This is a genomic window from Geobacillus proteiniphilus (assembly GCF_001908025.1).
GTDB lineage: Bacteria > Bacillota > Bacilli > Bacillales > Anoxybacillaceae > Geobacillus > Geobacillus proteiniphilus.
Window position 1 is genome coordinate 24,637 of sequence record NZ_MQMG01000010.1, and the last position, 17,344, is coordinate 41,980.

Annotated in this window: 18 protein-coding genes; all 18 read right to left on the minus strand. The window is 56.9% G+C overall.

Annotation, left to right across the window (positions count from 1 at the left end):
* Positions 1-2: 2 nt before the first annotated feature.
* Positions 3-512, minus strand: coding sequence for a Rieske (2Fe-2S) protein (locus tag BRO54_RS05210; RefSeq protein WP_074043327.1), 510 nt, complete (start codon positions 510-512; stop codon positions 3-5).
* A gap of 144 nt (positions 513-656) precedes the next feature.
* The gene (locus BRO54_RS05215) at positions 657-1,112 is read right to left on the minus strand and encodes a YpiF family protein (RefSeq protein ID WP_074043328.1); all 456 of its coding nucleotides are present in this window, start codon (positions 1,110-1,112) and stop codon (positions 657-659) included.
* A gap of 88 nt (positions 1,113-1,200) precedes the next feature.
* Positions 1,201-1,734, minus strand: coding sequence for a ReoY family proteolytic degradation factor (locus tag BRO54_RS05220; RefSeq protein WP_013144907.1), 534 nt, complete (start codon positions 1,732-1,734; stop codon positions 1,201-1,203).
* A 56-nt stretch (positions 1,735-1,790) separates the two neighbouring features.
* The gene (locus BRO54_RS05225; RefSeq protein ID WP_074043329.1) at positions 1,791-3,047 is read right to left on the minus strand and encodes a tetratricopeptide repeat protein; all 1,257 of its coding nucleotides are present in this window, start codon (positions 3,045-3,047) and stop codon (positions 1,791-1,793) included.
* 265 nt (positions 3,048-3,312) lie between these two features.
* Entirely contained in the window at positions 3,313-4,596 is a 1,284-nt protein-coding gene (gene aroA / locus BRO54_RS05230; protein ID WP_074043330.1) for a 3-phosphoshikimate 1-carboxyvinyltransferase, read from the minus strand.
* 27 nt (positions 4,597-4,623) lie between these two features.
* Positions 4,624-5,727 carry a prephenate dehydrogenase gene (locus BRO54_RS05235; RefSeq protein ID WP_074043331.1) on the minus strand — a complete coding sequence of 368 codons (1,104 nt, stop codon included), beginning with the start codon at positions 5,725-5,727 and terminating at the stop codon, positions 4,624-4,626.
* Between the two features lie 87 nt (positions 5,728-5,814).
* On the minus strand, positions 5,815-6,912 hold the full coding sequence (gene hisC / locus BRO54_RS05240; protein WP_074043332.1) for a histidinol-phosphate transaminase: 1,098 nt from the start codon (positions 6,910-6,912) through the stop codon (positions 5,815-5,817).
* Between the two features lie 31 nt (positions 6,913-6,943).
* Positions 6,944-7,750 (minus strand): tryptophan synthase subunit alpha, encoded by an 807-nt coding sequence (gene trpA / locus BRO54_RS05245; protein WP_074043333.1) that lies wholly within the window; start codon positions 7,748-7,750, stop codon positions 6,944-6,946.
* Positions 7,734-8,948 (minus strand): tryptophan synthase subunit beta, encoded by a 1,215-nt coding sequence (trpB, locus tag BRO54_RS05250; RefSeq protein WP_074043367.1) that lies wholly within the window; start codon positions 8,946-8,948, stop codon positions 7,734-7,736. Before trpB ends, trpA begins: the two co-directional genes overlap by 17 nt.
* Positions 8,949-9,065: 117 nt before the next feature.
* A complete protein-coding gene (locus tag BRO54_RS05255; protein WP_074043334.1) occupies positions 9,066-9,707 on the minus strand; it encodes a phosphoribosylanthranilate isomerase in 642 nt (213 codons plus the stop codon).
* The gene (gene trpC / locus BRO54_RS05260; RefSeq protein WP_074043368.1) at positions 9,694-10,470 is read right to left on the minus strand and encodes an indole-3-glycerol phosphate synthase TrpC; all 777 of its coding nucleotides are present in this window, start codon (positions 10,468-10,470) and stop codon (positions 9,694-9,696) included. The genes BRO54_RS05255 and trpC overlap by 14 nt, the downstream gene beginning before the upstream one ends.
* The gene (gene trpD, locus BRO54_RS05265) at positions 10,463-11,482 is read right to left on the minus strand and encodes an anthranilate phosphoribosyltransferase (RefSeq protein WP_074043335.1); all 1,020 of its coding nucleotides are present in this window, start codon (positions 11,480-11,482) and stop codon (positions 10,463-10,465) included. The genes trpC and trpD overlap by 8 nt, the downstream gene beginning before the upstream one ends.
* On the minus strand, positions 11,476-13,002 hold the full coding sequence (trpE, locus tag BRO54_RS05270) for an anthranilate synthase component I (RefSeq protein WP_074043336.1): 1,527 nt from the start codon (positions 13,000-13,002) through the stop codon (positions 11,476-11,478). Before trpE ends, trpD begins: the two co-directional genes overlap by 7 nt.
* Before the next feature lie 236 nt (positions 13,003-13,238).
* Complete coding sequence (gene aroH / locus BRO54_RS05275; RefSeq protein ID WP_015375269.1) at positions 13,239-13,619, minus strand: chorismate mutase; 381 nt, start codon at positions 13,617-13,619, stop codon at positions 13,239-13,241.
* Entirely contained in the window at positions 13,616-14,716 is a 1,101-nt protein-coding gene (gene aroB / locus BRO54_RS05280; RefSeq protein WP_074043337.1) for a 3-dehydroquinate synthase, read from the minus strand. Before aroB ends, aroH begins: the two co-directional genes overlap by 4 nt.
* A 2-nt stretch (positions 14,717-14,718) precedes the next feature.
* Positions 14,719-15,885 (minus strand): chorismate synthase, encoded by a 1,167-nt coding sequence (gene aroC, locus BRO54_RS05285; protein ID WP_074043338.1) that lies wholly within the window; start codon positions 15,883-15,885, stop codon positions 14,719-14,721.
* A 99-nt stretch (positions 15,886-15,984) separates the two neighbouring features.
* The gene (locus BRO54_RS05290) at positions 15,985-16,755 is read right to left on the minus strand and encodes a CheR family methyltransferase (RefSeq protein WP_011231693.1); all 771 of its coding nucleotides are present in this window, start codon (positions 16,753-16,755) and stop codon (positions 15,985-15,987) included.
* Positions 16,756-16,827: 72 nt separating this feature from the next.
* Positions 16,828-17,277 carry a nucleoside-diphosphate kinase gene (gene ndk, locus BRO54_RS05295; RefSeq protein ID WP_013524132.1) on the minus strand — a complete coding sequence of 150 codons (450 nt, stop codon included), beginning with the start codon at positions 17,275-17,277 and terminating at the stop codon, positions 16,828-16,830.
* Between the last annotated feature and the right edge of the window lie 67 nt (positions 17,278-17,344).

Sequence of the window (17,344 nt, forward strand, 5' to 3'; positions counted from 1 at the left end):
CATTACGCCTCCTTTCTTGGTTTCGCCTTGCCTAAATACAGCTTGCCGTCTTTCACTTTGTACTCGTAACGGTCAAGCGGAGCTTGCGGCGGCGTCCCCGGAACGTTCGTGCCGTCTTTCGTATAGCGCCCGTAGTGGCATGGGCAGAAAAACTGGTTCGGATGCTCTTTGTCCGTGTTCCAGTCGACCGTACAGCCGAGGTGTTTGCAGATCGGCGACAGGGCGATGATCTCCCCTTTGTCCGTTTTATACACCCATGCTGATTTCGGCTCTTCCGACTCGTACCAAGCGTCTTTCACTTTCACTTTAAAGTCGAAACGCTTCGGTTCGGTCGTAATCTCTTTGACGTCCGCTACCGCGACCATGTCCGTTCCTGCCTCATCTTTCAAAAGCGGGTCAAAGGCAAAACGGAGCATCGGCATAAGCATCCCTGCCGCCATAAAGCCACCGACGCCGGTCAGCGTGTAGTTTAAAAACTGACGTCTCGTTACACGATGTTTGTTGTCGCTCATCGTCTTCCCCCCTCTATGCAAAATCAAGTCCGCACCGGACGATTGTATGTATAACACATATGGAAAACTAGGACATTCTAATGATAGCTCAATTGCTGGACAAGGTCAATATCGCAGACGGCAAAACGTCGGACTTTGCCGCGTCTACTCTTGCGCCCAGCGACCGACGAGAAAGCGGAGCAGCTCGGCGGCCTGCTCTCTGACAAGCTTGTGCTTGTATGATTCATCCATGCTCTCGAGAGGAACAACTGGAACGAACCAAACGCGGTCGGCTTCTTCGCCCTCTTGCCACGCACGGTCGCACGTCACATAAAACAAATGCTTCATTCCTTCCCGCCTAAGCCGGTTGGTCCAATCCGCCAGTCTTTCGGTAAGCAGCGCCCGCGGCTCATCGGCAAAATACACAAACGACGGCAACAAAAACAACCGGCCCTTCAACTGCCGCTCGACCTCGGCCGCGATGAGCCCGACGAGCTCCCCTCCGGAAGCGAACCGCTTCGCTCCTTGGCCGAAAGCCACCGGCAAAAGCGGAAGGAGCGCCGTGTCGATGTAGTCGCGCTCTCGTTCATAGAGGGCGACGTCCTCGCCTGTCCACTTCATTCGTACTCTCCTTTGCCTTAAAGTTTCTTCCCTTCATCACCATACCATATTTTTCGGCAAAAGAAAAACCTTGCCGGCGGCAAGGTTTTTACAATTTGTTTAATTCATCGGTCAGGCGGCGGAACGCCTCTTCATCATGGCGGTCAAGCGCCTCATCGATCAGCTTCATGAGCCGCCCGCGCCGGAATTCATAAATGGAGCGTTCCAAAAACTGCTCGGCAAGGCGCTGGTCGTTTTCGCTCACTTGCGCCTGCTTCGGCGCATACGGGTTTTCCTCAAGCACGGCGACATATTGCGGCGAGTGAAAAGAAGCGCGGAAATTCAGTTGAATGTAAATATCTTCGTCGCGGTTTAAACGGATGTCGTGGAACGATTTCTCTGCATCGGTCGTCATCACATTGCCTTTGTAAAAGCGGAACGGCACATCGTCGACGCAATGGGTCGACATAATGATGCCGCGCGGGCAATATTGGGCATTCTCGACAAAATGCACCTTTTGCATGAGCTGGTCATGGCTCATCAAATAGTTTAAAATCCAGACACACTCGCGCCGCTTCAACTGATAGTGGCTTAAAAACCAACGGATAAACTCTTTTTTCTCATTGACGGATACGTGCGTCATTCTGCGCTTCCCCCTCGATCGGTTTCCAAGAAAGAGGTTGGGCCACCGCTTCTCCCCTACTCTTCGAGCTCAAGCAGCATCTCCGCCGCCTCCGTATGGGTTGGGTCGAGACGGACGATCTGTTGAAATATTTCTTTCGCCGCCGCCCGATTTCCTTCCTCGATGAGAAAATATCCGTACTCTTCGAGGAACTCGACATTGTGCTTAAAGAAATTATATGCCTCGCCGTAATGGTTTAATGCATCGTCGTACATTTCAAGCCGATGTTTGGCGCGCCCAAGGTCCCATTCAAACTGCGGATCGTACTCGCCATCGGCCATCGCCTGCTCAAGAAGCGCTACGACATCCTCATAGCGCTGTTCGTTTAGCCAAAGCGCCGATAAAACCGTGAGCGCCTCGATGTACCCGCCATCGATCTCAAGCGCCTTTTTCAAGTGCTCTTCTGCTTCCACCGGCTTGTTCAGCTTGAGCGCCAGCTTGCCGGCGTAAAGGCGGAGCTCTTTGTTCCATTCGTCGACGCCGATTCCCTCAAGCGCCGTCTCATAGCTTTGCACGAGCCGTCCTTCTTGTTCATACGCTTTCGCCAAATAAAGGTAAAGCGGAGTGTAGTCCGGATCGAGCTCTTTTAAAGCGCTGAGCTTATCGATGGCCGTTTGTGTATAGCCGGCCTGCAACGCGGTGAATCCGTAGGCGAACAGCGTCCGGCTGTCCATTTTTTCATTGAGCGCCTCCTCATAATACGGAAGCGCCGCCTCGAATTCCCCGGAACGGCTGAGCGCCTCAGCGATCCGCTCGGCGATGAGGACGCCGGCCATCTCCTTATTCGTCTTCCGCACCTGTTCATAAAGCGGCACGCTTTTTGTGTATTCGCCGTGCGAAAAATACAGCTCAGCCAACGCAAACTGCACGATCGGCTCATCTGGAGCTTTCTCGTACGCTTGACGCAGCTTCCGCTCGCTCACTTCCGCCAACCCTTGCATTTCGTACAAATCGGCGGCAAGAAGGCACGCGCGGACAAACTGCGGATCATCTTCTCCGATCTCCGACAAAATGGCGAGCGCTTCCTCTTCGGCTTCAAGCTCCGTATACACTTCCGCCAAAAACAAGCGAATGTCGCCGTCATCCGGATAGCGGGCAGCCAGCTCCTCAAGCAGCTCCTTCGCCTCTTCCGGCATTCCCCATCCGTACAAGCAGTCGGCGAGTACATATTTTTCTTCATCATTTCCATATTTTTTCACTTTCGGCACGAGCGCCAACGCTTGGTCGACGTTTCCGTTTTCCACTAAGCGAATGATTTGTTCGACGCGTGTCATGGTTCGTCAGCCCTCTCTTGCGGCAGGCGGCCATCCGCCTTTGCCATTCAAATCGTTATGTACCGTTACAACGGGAACATGAATGATGATAATCGATCATGGCCGTTTCCGCAACCAAACCGCTCTCTGTCTGGAAGGTGCGCCGTTTTTCGGCCGGAAACCGGGAATGTATCCGCTTTCAAAAATGCGGAGCCATTCCTCTCACTGACAACATATGAACGAACAAAGCAAAATATGACCGCCCGCCCGCTTGGGGCGGGAGGCCTTACAGAAGCGAACGGAGATCGGCAAAAAACGCCGGATAGGAAACGGCGACCGCTTCCGAGCGCTCGAGGCGGGCCGTCCCTTTGGCGATGCAGGCGGCAACGGCGAGCATCATGCCGATGCGGTGGTCGCCATGGCTGTCGACAACAATCCCGTCGGCATAAAGCGGTGTTTTGCCGCGGATGATCATGCCGTCGTCGGTTGCTTCGATGTCAGCGCCGAATTTTTTCAACTCGGTGACGACCGTATGGATCCGATTCGTCTCTTTCACCTTCAGTTCGCTCGCGTCTTTGATGACGGTCGTTCCTTCCGCCTGCGTCGCGAGCAAGGCAATGATCGGAATTTCGTCGATCAATCTTGGAATCAGATCCCCGCCGATTTCGACCGCCCGAAGCGTCGACGTGCGGACCGTAATGTCGCCGACTGGCTCGGTTTCCTCATTGCGGACGTTGTCAATCACGACGTCTGCCCCCATTTCGTTGAGCACATCGACGATACCGGTCCGCGTTGGATTTAAGCCGACGTTTTTCAGCGTAATTTCGCTGTTTGGCACAATGGCGCCGGCGACAAGGAAAAAGGCGGCTGACGAAATATCGCCGGGAACGTAAATGTGCGTCCCACGCAAGCGTTGCGGACCGGCCACCGAGACGGTCAAGCCATCCACATTCACTTCACCACCAAACAACCGAACCATCCGCTCGGTATGGTCGCGCGAGCGGTGCGGCTCGGTGACCGACGTTACGCCGTCGGTGAACAAGCCCGCAAGCAAAACGGCTGATTTCACTTGCGCGCTCGCCACCGGCGAAGTGTAGCGAAGCGGGCGAAGCGCGCCGCCGCGGATGGAAAGCGGCGTATAATTGCCGCTGTCACGCCCGTCAATACGCGCCCCCATTTCGCGAAGCGGCTTCGTCACCCGCCCCATCGGCCGCTTGGCGATCGATTCATCGCCGACAAGGCAGGCGTGAAACGGCTGGCCGGCCAAAATGCCGAGCAACAGGCGCGCCGTCGTTCCCGAGTTGCCGACATCAAGCACCGCGGCCGGCTCGCGCAGCCCGCCGGGGCCGGCTCCTTCGACAACGACTGTCGTCCCGTCCTGGCGAATGTCGACACCGAGTTTCCGGAAACAGTCGATCGTGCTTAAACAGTCCGCCCCAGGCAAAAAATGGTCAATCACCGTCCGTCCAGAAGCAAGCGCCCCGAGCATGACGGCGCGATGGGAAATCGATTTGTCGCCGGGGACTTCGATCATTCCTCGGAGCGATGACACGTTGGTTGGCAGCTGCATGCAAAATCCCTCCACTGTTTTTCATTGCTACCCTTCATAGGTGGCATAGTTCGTATGTTTGGCGAGGCACGCTTTCGCCCGCGCCCGATCGTCTTCGCTTTGGAAGCTGAGGCGGAGCACGCCGTAAATTTCTTCGCGCGTCTCAATGATGCGGATGTTCGTGATGCTGATGTTTTCCTCGGCCAAATAGCCGGTCACTTCGGAGATGACGCCCGGATAATCCGGCACGTCGACATACAAATCGTAAAACGACGGAATCGCTCCTTTCGTCCTCGACGGCAGCCCGTCGCGGAACTGTTTCGCCTCCAAAAAGTAATGGTAAATGGCGATGCTGTTTTCTTCTTCGACAAACGAGCGCAGCCGCTCCATTTCGGCGATCCAGCGGTCAAAGAGCGCAAGCAGTTCATGCTTGTTATGGATAAAAATATCGCGCCACATTTCCGGATTGCTCGACGCGATGCGGGTGATGTCGCGGAAGCCGCCGGCCGCCAGCCGGCTGACGAGGGCGTTTTCGCACTCATATTCGCGCGCCTGATGGACGAGGCTCGCCGCAATCAAATGCGGAAAATGGCTGATTACGCCAGTGATGCGGTCATGCTCTTCCGGCGTTAAGATGACAAACTGCGCTTTCGTTCCCACAAGCCACTGTTTCAACGCCTCGACTTGCTGCGGCGGCACATCGTCCGTCGGCGTCAAAATGTAAAAAGCATTTTCAAACAGATGAGCCCTTGCCGCCGCCACACCGCTTTTATGCGACCCGGCCATCGGATGGCCGCCGATGAACGCTACGCCACGATCCAACAGGCGGCGGGCGCCTTGGACGATGCGCTGCTTCGTGCTGCCGACATCGGTGACGATGACGCCGCGCTTCAGCCGCTCGAGCGGCATCGACAAAAGCAGCGCCTCCGTCTGCATGACCGGAACGGCCAGAACGATCAAATCCGCCTGCCCGTATCCGTCTTCGGGCGAACGGGCTGCTGCGTCGATCACCTTGAGCGAGCGCGCCAAGCCGAGCTGCCGCTCATTGACGTCGTAGCCGATGATCACCGCCTCCGGATGTGCTTTTTTAATCGCCAATGCAATCGATCCGCCGATCAAGCCGAGGCCGACAATGAACACCTTTCCTTCCAATCGTCCCACCTACTTTATGTAAACGTGCGCCCGCTGCTTTCGAAAAGCAACGGGCCGGTCTTTTCTATCCATCCTGCCGCCGAACGGTCAGGCGAGCTGTTTTTCCCGAAGCAGCTGCGAAACGAGTTCCAACACCCGGTCGTTTTGCTCTTTCGTGCCAACAGTCACGCGCACGCCGGTCGGCAGCCCAAGCGCTTTGCCCGAGCGGACAATGACGCCTCGCTCCAGCAAATAGCGGAACACTTCGTCGCCATCCATCCCGAAATCAATGAACAAAAAGTTCGTTTGCGACGGGTAATACTTCAGGCCGTTCTCCTCGCAAAAGCGATAATACCGCTCAAGCTCGGCGCGATTTCGTTCGACGCAGGCGCGGATGAACGCTTGATCGTCAAGCGCGGCCGCCGCGGCCGCTTGGGCGATGGTCGACGTGTTAAACGGCTCGCGCGCCGGCTCGACGGCGCGGATGAGCGCCTCACTCGCCACGCCGTAGCCGACGCGGAGCGCGGCGAGCCCGTATGCTTTCGAGAACGTGCGCATGACGACAAGCCGCTCATACTCGTTTAAAAGCGGCACCGTTTGCGGGTAGTCAGGCGCCGTCGCATATTCGTAGTACGCTTCGTCCACGACGACGAGCACGTGCGGCGGCACGCGGTCCAAAAAGGCGCGCAGCTCAGTGTCATTCACATACGTGCCCGTCGGGTTGTTCGGGTTGCAAACCCAGACGATGCGCGTGTTTTCATCGATGGCCGCAAGCATCGCCTCCAAATCATGCCGCCCATCAACAAGCGGCACTTCGCGCACCTCGGCCTGCTCGATGATGGCGTTATGGCGGTATTGCGGGAACGTCGGCGCCGCCATCACCGTATTCACGCCCGGCTCTAAAAAGGCGCGGCAAAGAATTTGCACCACCTCATCCGAACCGTTGCCAAACAAAAGCTGTGTTTCCTTGACGCCAAGATGCTTCGCCACCTTTTCGCGCAACGTGCGGGCGTAGCCGTCCGGATAGACGGCGAGGCGGTCAAGCTCAGCGGCGATGGCCGCTTTTGCCGCTGGAGACGAACCGTACGGATTCTCGTTAGAAGCAAGTTTGATAATCTCAGACAAGCCGTATTCCCGCTTGACTTCTTCGATCGATTTTCCCGGCTGGTACGGAGAAAGTCCCCGGAGCGATTCCTTTACTTGCATGATTGTCGCCAACTCCTTCGATTCGGAACTTTTAGCGCGAAGAACACGGCTCCCGAAGCGGCGCGGCAAGCGAACGGGCGTAGGCAGCAAACTCGGCGACGGCCGCTTCCCTTTCGTCCGGCGCCTGCAACCTCGGAGCCAGCTGCTCGACTTTTTGCACGAGCGCGCTGCCGACGACAACGCCGTCGCACACCTCTTTTAACATCGCGACTTGCTCCGGCGCCGAAATGCCGAAGCCGACGGCGACCGGGACGCGGCTATGCCGCTTCACTTCACGGAGGAAATCGCCGAGCGTCTCCGGCAGCGTCTCGCGCACACCTGTAACGCCAAGCGAGGAGACGCAATACAAAAACCCTTGCGCCGCCGAAGCGATCCGCTCGATCCGCTGCTTCGACGTCGGCGCAACAAGCGAAATGAGCGGGAGACCAAACCGTTCGCCAAGTTCGCGGAGCGAACCGCTTTCCTCAAACGGCAAATCGGGAATGAGCACGCCGTCGGCGCCATTTTCCTGCGCTAAAGCAAAAAAGGATTCTTCTCCTAATTGTAACACAGGATTGTAATACGTAAAGAGAATAATCGGAATGTTTACCCCTTTTTTTCGCATCTCGCCAATAAGCTGAATGGCTTTCGGAAGCGTCATGCCCCCGTCAAGCGCCCTTGCGGCGGCGCGTTGAATCGTCGGTCCGTCAGCGAGCGGGTCGGAGTACGGCACGCCAAGCTCCAATATGTCAGCGCCGGCCTCCTCAAGCGCCAAGGCGAGATCGATCGTCACATCGGGATCCGGATCACCGGCAACGATAAACGGGATAAATAGCGGCGGATTAACGGACAGTGGCAATGTCTTCACCTTCCCTCGCGCCAAGATGGCGCATCATCGTTTGCACATCTTTATCTCCGCGGCCGGACAGGCAAATGAGCACCGTTTCATCCGGCGGCATCTCGCGGGCGAGCTCGACGGCTTTCGCCACCGCATGGGCCGACTCGATGGCCGGAATGATGCCTTCCGTTTGCGCCAACAATTGAAACGCAGCGACGGCCTCGTCATCGGTCGCGCTTTCATAGCAGACGCGGCCAATGCTCGCCAAATACGCATGTTCCGGGCCGACGCCGGGGTAATCAAGGCCGGCTGAGATCGAATACGGTTCGAGAATTTGTCCGTACTCGTCTTGCAACAGGTAGGTCATCGCCCCGTGGATGACCCCTTTCGTCCCTTTTGTGATTGTCGCCGCATGGTGTGGAGTGTCGATCCCTTTGCCGGCCGCCTCGACGCCGACGAGGCGGACGTCATCTTGCAAAAACGGGTAAAACATGCCGATGGCGTTGCTGCCGCCGCCGACGCAGGCGACGATGACATCCGGCAGCTTCCCTTCACGGGCGAGAAACTGTTCTTTCGCTTCATCGCCAATCACGCGCTGAAACTCACGCACCATTTTCGGGTACGGATGCGGACCGACGACCGAGCCAATCATGTAAAAATGGTCGTCGCAGTGGGCGACCCAATAGCGAATCGCTTCGTTCGTCGCATCCTTCAACGTTCGGTTGCCGCTTGACACCGGCACGACTTCGGCGCCCAACAGCTTCATGCGAAACACGTTCAGCTCCTGCCGCTTGATGTCTTCTTCGCCCATAAAGACGATGCAATCCATGCCGAAATGGGCGGCCACCGTCGCCGCGGCGACGCCGTGCTGGCCGGCGCCGGTTTCAGCGATCAGCTTTTTCTTGCCCATCCGTTTCGCCAAAAGCGCCTGGCCGATCGCGTTGTTAATTTTATGGGCGCCCGTATGGTTTAAATCTTCGCGCTTTAAATAAATTTTCGCGCCGCCAAGCCGTTGTGTCAAATTCGGCGCGAACGTGAGCGGGGTCGGGCGACCGGAGTAATGCTGCAAAATGCGGATGTATTCTTGTTTGAACGATTCATCGGCAAGCGCTTTGTCAAGCTCCGCTTCAATTTCCTCAAGCGGAAGCATGAGCGTCTCAGGGACAAACTTGCCGCCGAAATCGCCAAACCGGCCGTATTCATTCGGAACGCGTTCCATCATCTAACCCCACCTTCTCCTTCATAAAAGTTGAAAGACGAAGAGCCGCATTTCTTCAAAGCGCCTGCGTTTGTTAACCGTCCGAGCGTCAGCGCCGTCTTTTGGCCCTTCGCTTTGTTATTTAGAATAATGTTTCATTTTTTCTTCGATTTGCTTCATCTTCGTTGGATCTTTGCGTCCGTCCGTTTCAATGCCGCTGCTGATATCGATGCCATCCGGGCGGTAGACAAGCAGCCGCTCGATATTGTCCGGAGTGATGCCGCCGGCGATGAAGCACGGCACGCCTTGGCGGGCCGCCTCTTCCAAATAACGCGGCACCGCCTCCCAATCAAAGGCGACGCCCGTCCCGCCCCAAGCGCCGGCGACGCGGCTGTCAACGACGTAGCCATCAGCGATGCCAGCGTACTGCCTCATCGCCGCAAGCGCCCCGTCGCCATGGTGGATCGCCTTCCAGACGGAAAGCGGCACCGCCTCTTTCACCGCCGCCAGCTCCGCCGGCGTTTCACGGCCGTGGCATTGGATGACATGAAGCGGCAGCTCGGCGGCGACAGCGGCGATCCGCCTAACGGGGGCGTTGACAAAGACGCCGACAAGCTGTTTTGCGCCAAGCTCATGGGGCGCGAGCCATTGCTGCACTTCACTCGGTGAGACGTTCCGCTTGCTTTCGGCGAAAATAAAGCCGAGGTAGTCAGCCCCGCTCGCGATAGCGGCCTGCACGTCTTCAGCCGAACGGTTGCCGCAATATTTAAGCCGAATCATCCCCATCTTCCTCCCCAAACAGCCGGTAGACTGCCCGCTCCACATCGTCTTGGCGCATGAGCGACTCGCCGACGAGCATTGCCTGCGCTCCGTACGATTCGACCGTCTTCACATCATTGTAGGAACCGATCCCGCTTTCGCTGACGATGACGCACGATGGCGGGATGAGCGGAGCGAGCGTTTTGGTCGCCTCAAGCGTTGTCACAAAGGTATGCAAGTCGCGGTTGTTGATGCCGACGATCTCCGGCGTAAACCGATCTAAAATCCGCTCGAGCGTCTCTTTCGCGTGCACCTCGACCAGACATTCGAGCCCCAAGCTGTACGCTTCATGATAGAGCTCCTCGAGCGTTTCCGGCGGGAGCGCCTCGCCGATCAATAAAATCGCATCCGCCCCGAGTCGGACGCTTTCCTCGACTTGCCGCCGATCGATGATGAAATCTTTGCGCAGCACGGGAACGTTAACCGCTTCTTTTATCGCTCGCAAATAGCGGCGATGCCCTTGGAAATACCGTTCATCCGTCAGCACGCTGATCGCGTCGGCGCCGGCGCGTTCATACGCTTTAGAGATGGCCACTGGGTCAAAATCCGGGCGAATGATGCCTTTTGACGGCGACGCTTTTTTCACCTCAGCGATCAAGCCAAGCATCCGCCGCGGCCGGCGGAGCGCCGCCGCAAATGGACGGCGCTTTCGCTCTGGCAATGGCTCCGGCAGCATCAACGTTTCCACTTCTTCCCGTTTGGCCGCTAAAATTTGCTCAAGCATCATGAACCACTTCCTTCGTCCGCAGGCGTTGCAGTTGTTCGTATGCGGTTTTGGACAAAATGGCCTCTTTCGCCATCGCCACTCCTGCGGCAATCGTTTCGGCTTTGCCGGCGGCATACAGGGCGGCGCCGGCGTTCAGCGCAACGATATTGATGGCGCTCTCCGGCGCTGTTCCCGCCATCACCGCCTCAAGAAGCGCGGCGCTCTCTTCCGGATCGCGCACTTGCACATCGGCAAGCTCGCCGCGCGGCAAGCCGGCGTCTTCTGGAGCGATGACAAAGCGGCGGATCGCGCCGTCTTTCAACTCCACGATATCCGTTTCTGCAGCGATGCTGCATTCATCAAGTCCGTCGCGCCCGGTGACAAACAACACATGTTCCGAACCGAGGCGGCGCATCGCCTCCGCCAATTTCTCAGCGTAGCGGGTCGAATAGACACCGACGACTTGCCGCTTGCAGCGCGCCGGATTGGCGAGCGGGCCGATCAAGTTGAAAACGGTGCGGAAACCGATTTCCTTCCGCGGCCCGGCGGCGTGTTTCATCGCCGCGTGATAGAGCGGGGCGAACAAAAACGCCAGCCCTTTCGTTTCCAACGCCTGTTTGGCGGCCGACGGCGACGTTTGAATGTCGATGCCGAGCCGCTCGAGCACATCGGCGCTGCCGCTTTTTGACGAAACGGCGCGGTTGCCGTGCTTGGCGACTTTGACGCCGAGCGATGAAATGACGATCGCCGCGGCGGTGGAAACGTTGAATGTCGCCGCCCCATCGCCGCCCGTGCCGCACGTATCGATGACATCATCACTGGCCTCAATGGCGGTCATCCGGTCGCGCATCGCCCGCACAAATCCGACGAGCTCATCGACCGTCTCTCCGCGCAGGCGGAGCATGGACAACAGACTTGCGATTTGACTGTCCGTCGCCTCGCCGGACATGATGACATTCATCGCCGCATACGCTTCGTCTTCCGTCAACGCTTTCCCTTCCGCACATTTCGAAAGCAGCTGCTTCAACATACGACCCTCTCCCCTTTAGCAAATAGTCGTTCCGCTTGTTCAATCGCATTCATCAAGGCGCTCGCCTTATTGCGCGTCTCTTTCCACTCCAGTTCCGGAACGGAGTCGGCGACAATGCCGGCGCCGGCTTGCACATAGGCATAGCCGTCTTTCACGACCGCTGTCCGGATGGCGATGCACGAATCGATGTTGCCGTCAAACCCGATATAGGCAATCGCTCCGGCATACAGCCCCCTCGCTGTCGGCTCGAGTTCCTGCAAAATTTGCATCGCCCGCACTTTCGGCGCCCCGCTCACCGTTCCAGCCGGAAAGGCGGCAAGGAGTGCATCGATCGGGTGGACGTTGTCGTCCAGCTCACCGACGACTTTGGAAATTAAGTGCATCACGTGTGAAAACTTGCCGATCTGAAGCAACACCGGCACCTCGACCGTTCCGTACTTGGCGACCCGGCCGATGTCGTTGCGCGCCAAATCGACAAGCATATAATGCTCAGCCCGTTCTTTCGGGTCGTGGTACAGCTCATCAGCCAGCCTTTCGTCTTCCTCCGGCGATCGGCCGCGCCGCCGTGTGCCGGCAATCGGATCGATTTCAACGCGCCGACGGTGCACTTGAATCAGTTTTTCCGGCGAACTGCCGACAATTTCCACACCGTCAAGCTGGAAATAAAACATGTACGGCGACGGGTTGATGTATCGGAGCAGCCGATAAATGGCAAAGCCTCCGGCTTGAACCGGCACGCAGAAGCGCTGTGACAGAACGGCTTGAAACACATCGCCGGCCGCGATGTACCGTTTCACGGCCTCAACATCGCGCAAAAACTGTTTTTTGTCATAGTTGGACACCGCTTTGGCAAACGAGGCGGCCCGCCCCGATTCGCCTTCCGCCGGCAAGAGCGGCTGCTCGGCTTGAGGGCGGGCAGCTTTCGCCGCGAGATCGGCCATGCGCCGTTCGGCCGCACGGTACGCTTCGATTTTCTCTTCCTCCGTTTCGTTGCCGCTCAACCGAATATAGTGAATGACGAGCAACTCACGCTTTTTTTGGTCAAACGCAAACAGCGATTCACAAAACACGAAATAGGCCGTCTTCATAGGCACATCGCGGTTTTTGTGGCGCGGCACTTTTTCGATGGCGGAAATGAAATCGTAGCCTAAAAACCCAACTGCACCGCCTGTAAACGGCACCGTCTCGGCGAGCGGCTTGACGGCAAGCGTCCGCTCGACCCATTGAAACGCTTCTTTCAGCGTCGGTGCGGTGATTTGTTCGTTCCCGTTTTCGTCTTTCACCGAAAACGTTTCGCCCGTTTCGCTCTCCAGCGTCAAAAACGGCGCCACACCGATGAACGAATAGCGCGCCCACGGCGATTCGTCATCCTTGCTTTCAAGCAAAAACACGGCTTCCTCGCGCAAATTGGCAAACACGCCGAGCGGCTCAATGACATCGGCTAAAAATTTGCGCACAATCGGGATGGTGCGAAATTCGTTCGCTTCCGCCAAAAAAGCGGCCAGCCCATCAGCAGACATCACTTCTCCTCCCTTCATGATCGACGGGCGGAGAATGAGGGTTTATGAGGCGAAATAAAAAGAGGGAAATAAAACGCCCAAAGACGACCGTCTTTGGGCAGATGCCGGCGAATGAAAAAAATGCTCACCTCAGCTAAACTCGCTCATTCTCATCTACCCTACACTCGCTCTCTGCTCTCGCTCAGCTTCTAACGCCCCCGTTGTCTCAGGGGGGCAAAGAAGTTATTTTAACTATATTACATTTCTGTTTTTTTTGTCAACGACAAATCCGGGCGCAGCACGACCGCCCCTTTTAAATACACGTGGCAGATCTCTTCTTGCTGTTTCTCAGTCGCCACCGTCATCATGACGCGAATGCAGCGCGGCAATGAACCGGGCACCGGAATTTCCCTCGTGCACATGACCGGCACATACGTCCAGCCGTCCAAACGGCGCAGCGCCTGCGCCGGAAACGCGGCGGTGATGTCGTCGGTGACGGAAATGAGCACAAACGACACATCGGCGGCGGCGACATCGTTTGCGCGGATCATTTCACGAAGCAACGTTTCAGTTGCCGCCACGATTTCCTCGGCGTCATTTCGATCCACCGTAATCGCTCCGCGAATGCCGCGAATCATCCTTTTCCCCCCTGTCTGGCAAACTCGTCCAGCCACGCGAGCAGGTTGTCGTCTTCGAGTTCCACCACTTCCACGTCGCCGATCTCACAGAGAAGCACCATCCGCACTGTTCCGGCGTACGCTTTTTTGTCGCCTTTCATCTTCTCAAGCAGGCGGCGCGTCTGAACCGTTGTCGGCAGCGACACCGGGAAGCCGTATCCGGCGAACCAGTCGGCCAATCGATGCTCGGCGAACGATCGGCCGTAAAACCGTTCGCTGACAAAGACGGCAAACAGCATGCCAACCGCAACCGCCTCCCCGTGAGTGAGCGCGCCGTAGCCTAATTCGCTTTCCAGCGCATGACCGAGCGTATGGCCAAAATTCAAATGGGCGCGCACCCCGGTTTCTTTTTCATCCTCACGCACAACGGACGCCTTAATGTCAATGCCCTTTTCAATGCAATAGGCGAGTTTCTCGCCGCGCAAGTCGGCGAGCGTCTTGATTTCCGCGCGCAGCCAGTCGTAAAAGCGGCGATCGCGGATCAGCGCATGTTTGATCACCTCGGCAAACCCGGACCGAAGCTCGCGCTCGGGCAGCGTGCGCAAAAAGGCGGTGTCATACACGACTGCTTCCGGCTGGTGGAAGGCGCCGATCATATTTTTGCCGAGCGGATGGTTGATGGCGACTTTGCCGCCGACGGCGCTGTCATGGGCCAAGAGTGTCGTCGGCATTTGAATGTAACGGATGCCGCGCATATAGGTGGCGGCGACAAACCCAGCCAAATCGCCGACAACGCCGCCGCCAAGCGCAATGATGACCGAGCGGCGGTCGAGGCCGCACTGCAATGCCGCTGTCTGGCAGGCGTAATAATTATCAAATGACTTGGCCGCCTCCCCGCTTGGAATGACGTAGGCGTACACGTCATACTCAGCGGCGGCAAGCAACGCCCGCACCTCATCCAAATAAAGAGGCGCCACAGTATCGTCGGTAACGATGAAAAGTTTTGTCCCTGGCGGACAGGAGAGCGACCGAAGCAAGCTTGGCAACATGCGGGCCGCCCCATCGCCCAAAAGAAGCGGATAGCGCTTCGTCGCCGTTTCAATCGTCCGTTCGATCATCGTCAAAACTCCTTTGCATAGCGGCGGGCGCGTTCCACATTTTCCTTAATCAAGTCCATCCGATCCTGCCCAAACTGCTCAACGATCGCCGCCGCCACTTCCCAGGCGACAACGGCCTCAGCGACGACGCTCGCCGCCGGCACGGCGCAGCTGTCCGATCGCTCAATGCTTGCCGCAAACGGCTCTTTCGTCTCGATATCCACGCTTTGAAGCGGCTTGTACAGCGTCGGGATCGGCTTCATCACTCCGCGCACGACGATCGGCATCCCGGTCGTCACCCCGCCTTCAAAGCCGCCCGCCCGGTTCGTCCGGCGCGAAAAGCCTTGTTCTGGGCTCCAAATGATTTCATCGTGCACTTCGCTTCCCGGGCGGCGCGCCGCCTCAAAGCCGATCCCGAATTCAACGCCTTTAAACGCGTTGATGCTGACGATCGCGGCCGCGATTTTCGCATCAAGCTTTCGGTCGTAATGGACGTAGCTGCCGACTCCGGCCGGAACGCCTTCAACGATCACTTCAACGATGCCGCCGATCGAATCACCGTTTTTCTTCGCCCAATCGATCGCTTCCATCATTTTTTGCCCCGCCTCCGGGTCAAAGCAGCGCACCGGCGATTCTTCCGTCACTGCCTGCAATTCTTCAAGCGAACGATAATCGAGCTTCTTTGTGCGCACTCCGCCGATTTCGATGACATGCCCAGCGACGCGGATGCCGACCTCCTCCAAAATGCGTTTCGCCACCGCTCCAGCCGCCACGCGCACCGTCGTTTCACGCGCCGACGAGCGCTCCAGCACGTTGCGCATATCGCGATGTCCGTATTTCAGGGCGCCGTTTAAATCGGCATGCCCTGGGCGCGGACGCGTCACTTTCCGCTTCACTTCCGCTTCGTCATCAATCGGCTCAACCGCCATAATCGTTTGCCAATGTTTAAAATCGCGATTCTCGACAACGAGCGCAATCGGCGAGCCGAGCGTTTTCCCGTGCCGAACGCCGCCTGTGATTTTCACTTCATCTTTTTCAATCTGCATGCGGCGGCCGCGTCCGTATCCTTTTTGCCGGCGCGCCAGCTCTTTATTGATGTGCTCGGCGCATAGCGCGAGCCCGGCCGGCACTCCTTCCAAAATGGCCGTCAATTGCGGCCCATGCGATTCCCCTGCCGTCAAATACCGCATGTTTGTCTCTCCCTTCAGGTCTTTAACGCGTTTAAGTAAAAATATATCATAAATTCGAAAAATGAAAATAGTTTCAGGAAAAAAAGAAGCCGGCGCGAGCTATTTTTTTCGGTAAAAAAACGTCTCTTCGACTTCAAAACCGTACAGGCCGGGATTGAAAATCTGCTCGGTGCTGCCGACAAACAGCACGCCTCCCGTCCGGAGCGCGTCGTGAAATTTGCGATACAGCATCCGCTTCGCCTCTTCCGTAAAATAAATGAGCACGTTGCGGCAAACGATCAAATCCATGTTGCGCGGAAACGGATCCGCGAGCAAGTTGTGCTTTTGAAACTTGACCGTTTGTTTAATCTTTTCGTCTATTTTATAATACTCGCCTTCTTTCGTAAAAAACTTTTTTCTCATTTCCTCGGGCAGCTCTACAAGCGACCGTTCGCTGTACAAACCGAGGCGCGCGCGGGCGAGCGCATTATCGTCAATGTCGGTCGCCAACACCGACACGCGGTGAAGCGGCAATCGTTTTGCGAGCACCATCGCGAGCGTATACGGCTCCTCGCCGGTTGAGCAGGCAGCGCTCCACACGTTCGGGCGCGGGTTTTCCGCCAATAGCCGCGGTAAAATGGTGTGCTCAAGCACCTCCCAACGCTTGGCGTTCCGGTAAAACTCCGAGACGTTGATCGTCATCCGATCCAAGCATTCATGCCATAGCGCCGGCTCTTTCTCCATCGCTGCAAACAGCTCGGCAAAGCTTTTTAGCCCTTTTTTCATGTACAACGACGCCAAACGCCGCCTCATCTGGGCTTCCTTATATAGCGATAAGTCAATGCCTGTTTTTCGCTTCACTTTGGCAATGAACTGCGCATAATCGTCCATCGTCGCCTTTTCCTCTCCCCTGTCAATGTACAAAAACGGCAAAAACCGGCCGAATGGCGGCCGGTCTTCGCATCAGTACAGCCATGCATTGATCTGTTTCGAATAGCTGACGAGCTCTTCTTCTTTAAAGAACAAGCTGATTTCGCGTTCGGCGCTTTGCGGCGAGTCGGAGCCGTGGATGACGTTTTTGCCGACCGTCAAGCCGAAATCGCCGCGGATCGTGCCAGGGGCAGCCTCCTGCGGATTCGTTTTCCCCATCATTTGCCGGGCGGCGGCGATCACGTTCTCGCCCTCCCACACCATTGCAAACACTGGCCCCGAGGTGATAAAGTCGACAAGCTCGCCGAAAAACGGGCGCTCCTTATGTTCAGCGTAATGTTGCTCGGCGAGTTCGCGCGACACTTGCATCAGCTTCGCGCCGACAAGCTGGAAGCCTTTTTTTTCAAAACGGGCGACAATCTCGCCGATCAAATTGCGCTGAACCCCGTCCGGTTTTACCATGATGAATGTCCGTTCTGCCATTCGCTCTCCACCTCTACTGTCGTATGTACTGGGAAACGGATTCCCACCCATCATAGTATCATTGTTT

Excerpts from the sequence above, each read along its gene's own strand:
- aroH (WP_015375269.1), bottom strand. The coding sequence starts at position 13,619 with ATGATTCGCGGCATTCGCGGAGCGATTACGGTGGATCGAAATGACGCC.
- BRO54_RS05290 (WP_011231693.1), bottom strand. The coding sequence starts at position 16,755 with ATGGACGATTATGCGCAGTTCATTGCCAAAGTGAAGCGAAAAACAGGC.
- aroA (WP_074043330.1), bottom strand. The coding sequence starts at position 4,596 with ATGCAGCTGCCAACCAACGTGTCATCGCTCCGAGGAATGATCGAAGTC.
- BRO54_RS05215 (WP_074043328.1), bottom strand. The coding sequence starts at position 1,112 with ATGAAGTGGACAGGCGAGGACGTCGCCCTCTATGAACGAGAGCGCGAC.
- ndk (WP_013524132.1), bottom strand. The coding sequence starts at position 17,277 with ATGGCAGAACGGACATTCATCATGGTAAAACCGGACGGGGTTCAGCGC.
- hisC (WP_074043332.1), bottom strand. The coding sequence starts at position 6,912 with ATGCAAGTAAAGGAATCGCTCCGGGGACTTTCTCCGTACCAGCCGGGA.
- trpB (WP_074043367.1), bottom strand. The coding sequence starts at position 8,948 with ATGGAACGCGTTCCGAATGAATACGGCCGGTTTGGCGATTTCGGCGGC.
- aroB (WP_074043337.1), bottom strand. The coding sequence starts at position 14,716 with ATGATCGAACGGACGATTGAAACGGCGACGAAGCGCTATCCGCTTCTT.
- aroC (WP_074043338.1), bottom strand. The coding sequence starts at position 15,885 with ATGCGGTATTTGACGGCAGGGGAATCGCATGGGCCGCAATTGACGGCC.
- BRO54_RS05225 (WP_074043329.1), bottom strand. The coding sequence starts at position 3,047 with ATGACACGCGTCGAACAAATCATTCGCTTAGTGGAAAACGGAAACGTC.
- trpE (WP_074043336.1), bottom strand. The coding sequence starts at position 13,002 with ATGTCTGCTGATGGGCTGGCCGCTTTTTTGGCGGAAGCGAACGAATTT.
- BRO54_RS05220 (WP_013144907.1), bottom strand. The coding sequence starts at position 1,734 with ATGACGCACGTATCCGTCAATGAGAAAAAAGAGTTTATCCGTTGGTTT.
- BRO54_RS05210 (WP_074043327.1), bottom strand. The coding sequence starts at position 512 with ATGAGCGACAACAAACATCGTGTAACGAGACGTCAGTTTTTAAACTAC.
- BRO54_RS05255 (WP_074043334.1), bottom strand. The coding sequence starts at position 9,707 with ATGATTCGGCTTAAATATTGCGGCAACCGTTCGGCTGAAGACGTGCAG.
- trpD (WP_074043335.1), bottom strand. The coding sequence starts at position 11,482 with ATGTTGAAGCAGCTGCTTTCGAAATGTGCGGAAGGGAAAGCGTTGACG.
- trpC (WP_074043368.1), bottom strand. The coding sequence starts at position 10,470 with ATGCTTGAGCAAATTTTAGCGGCCAAACGGGAAGAAGTGGAAACGTTG.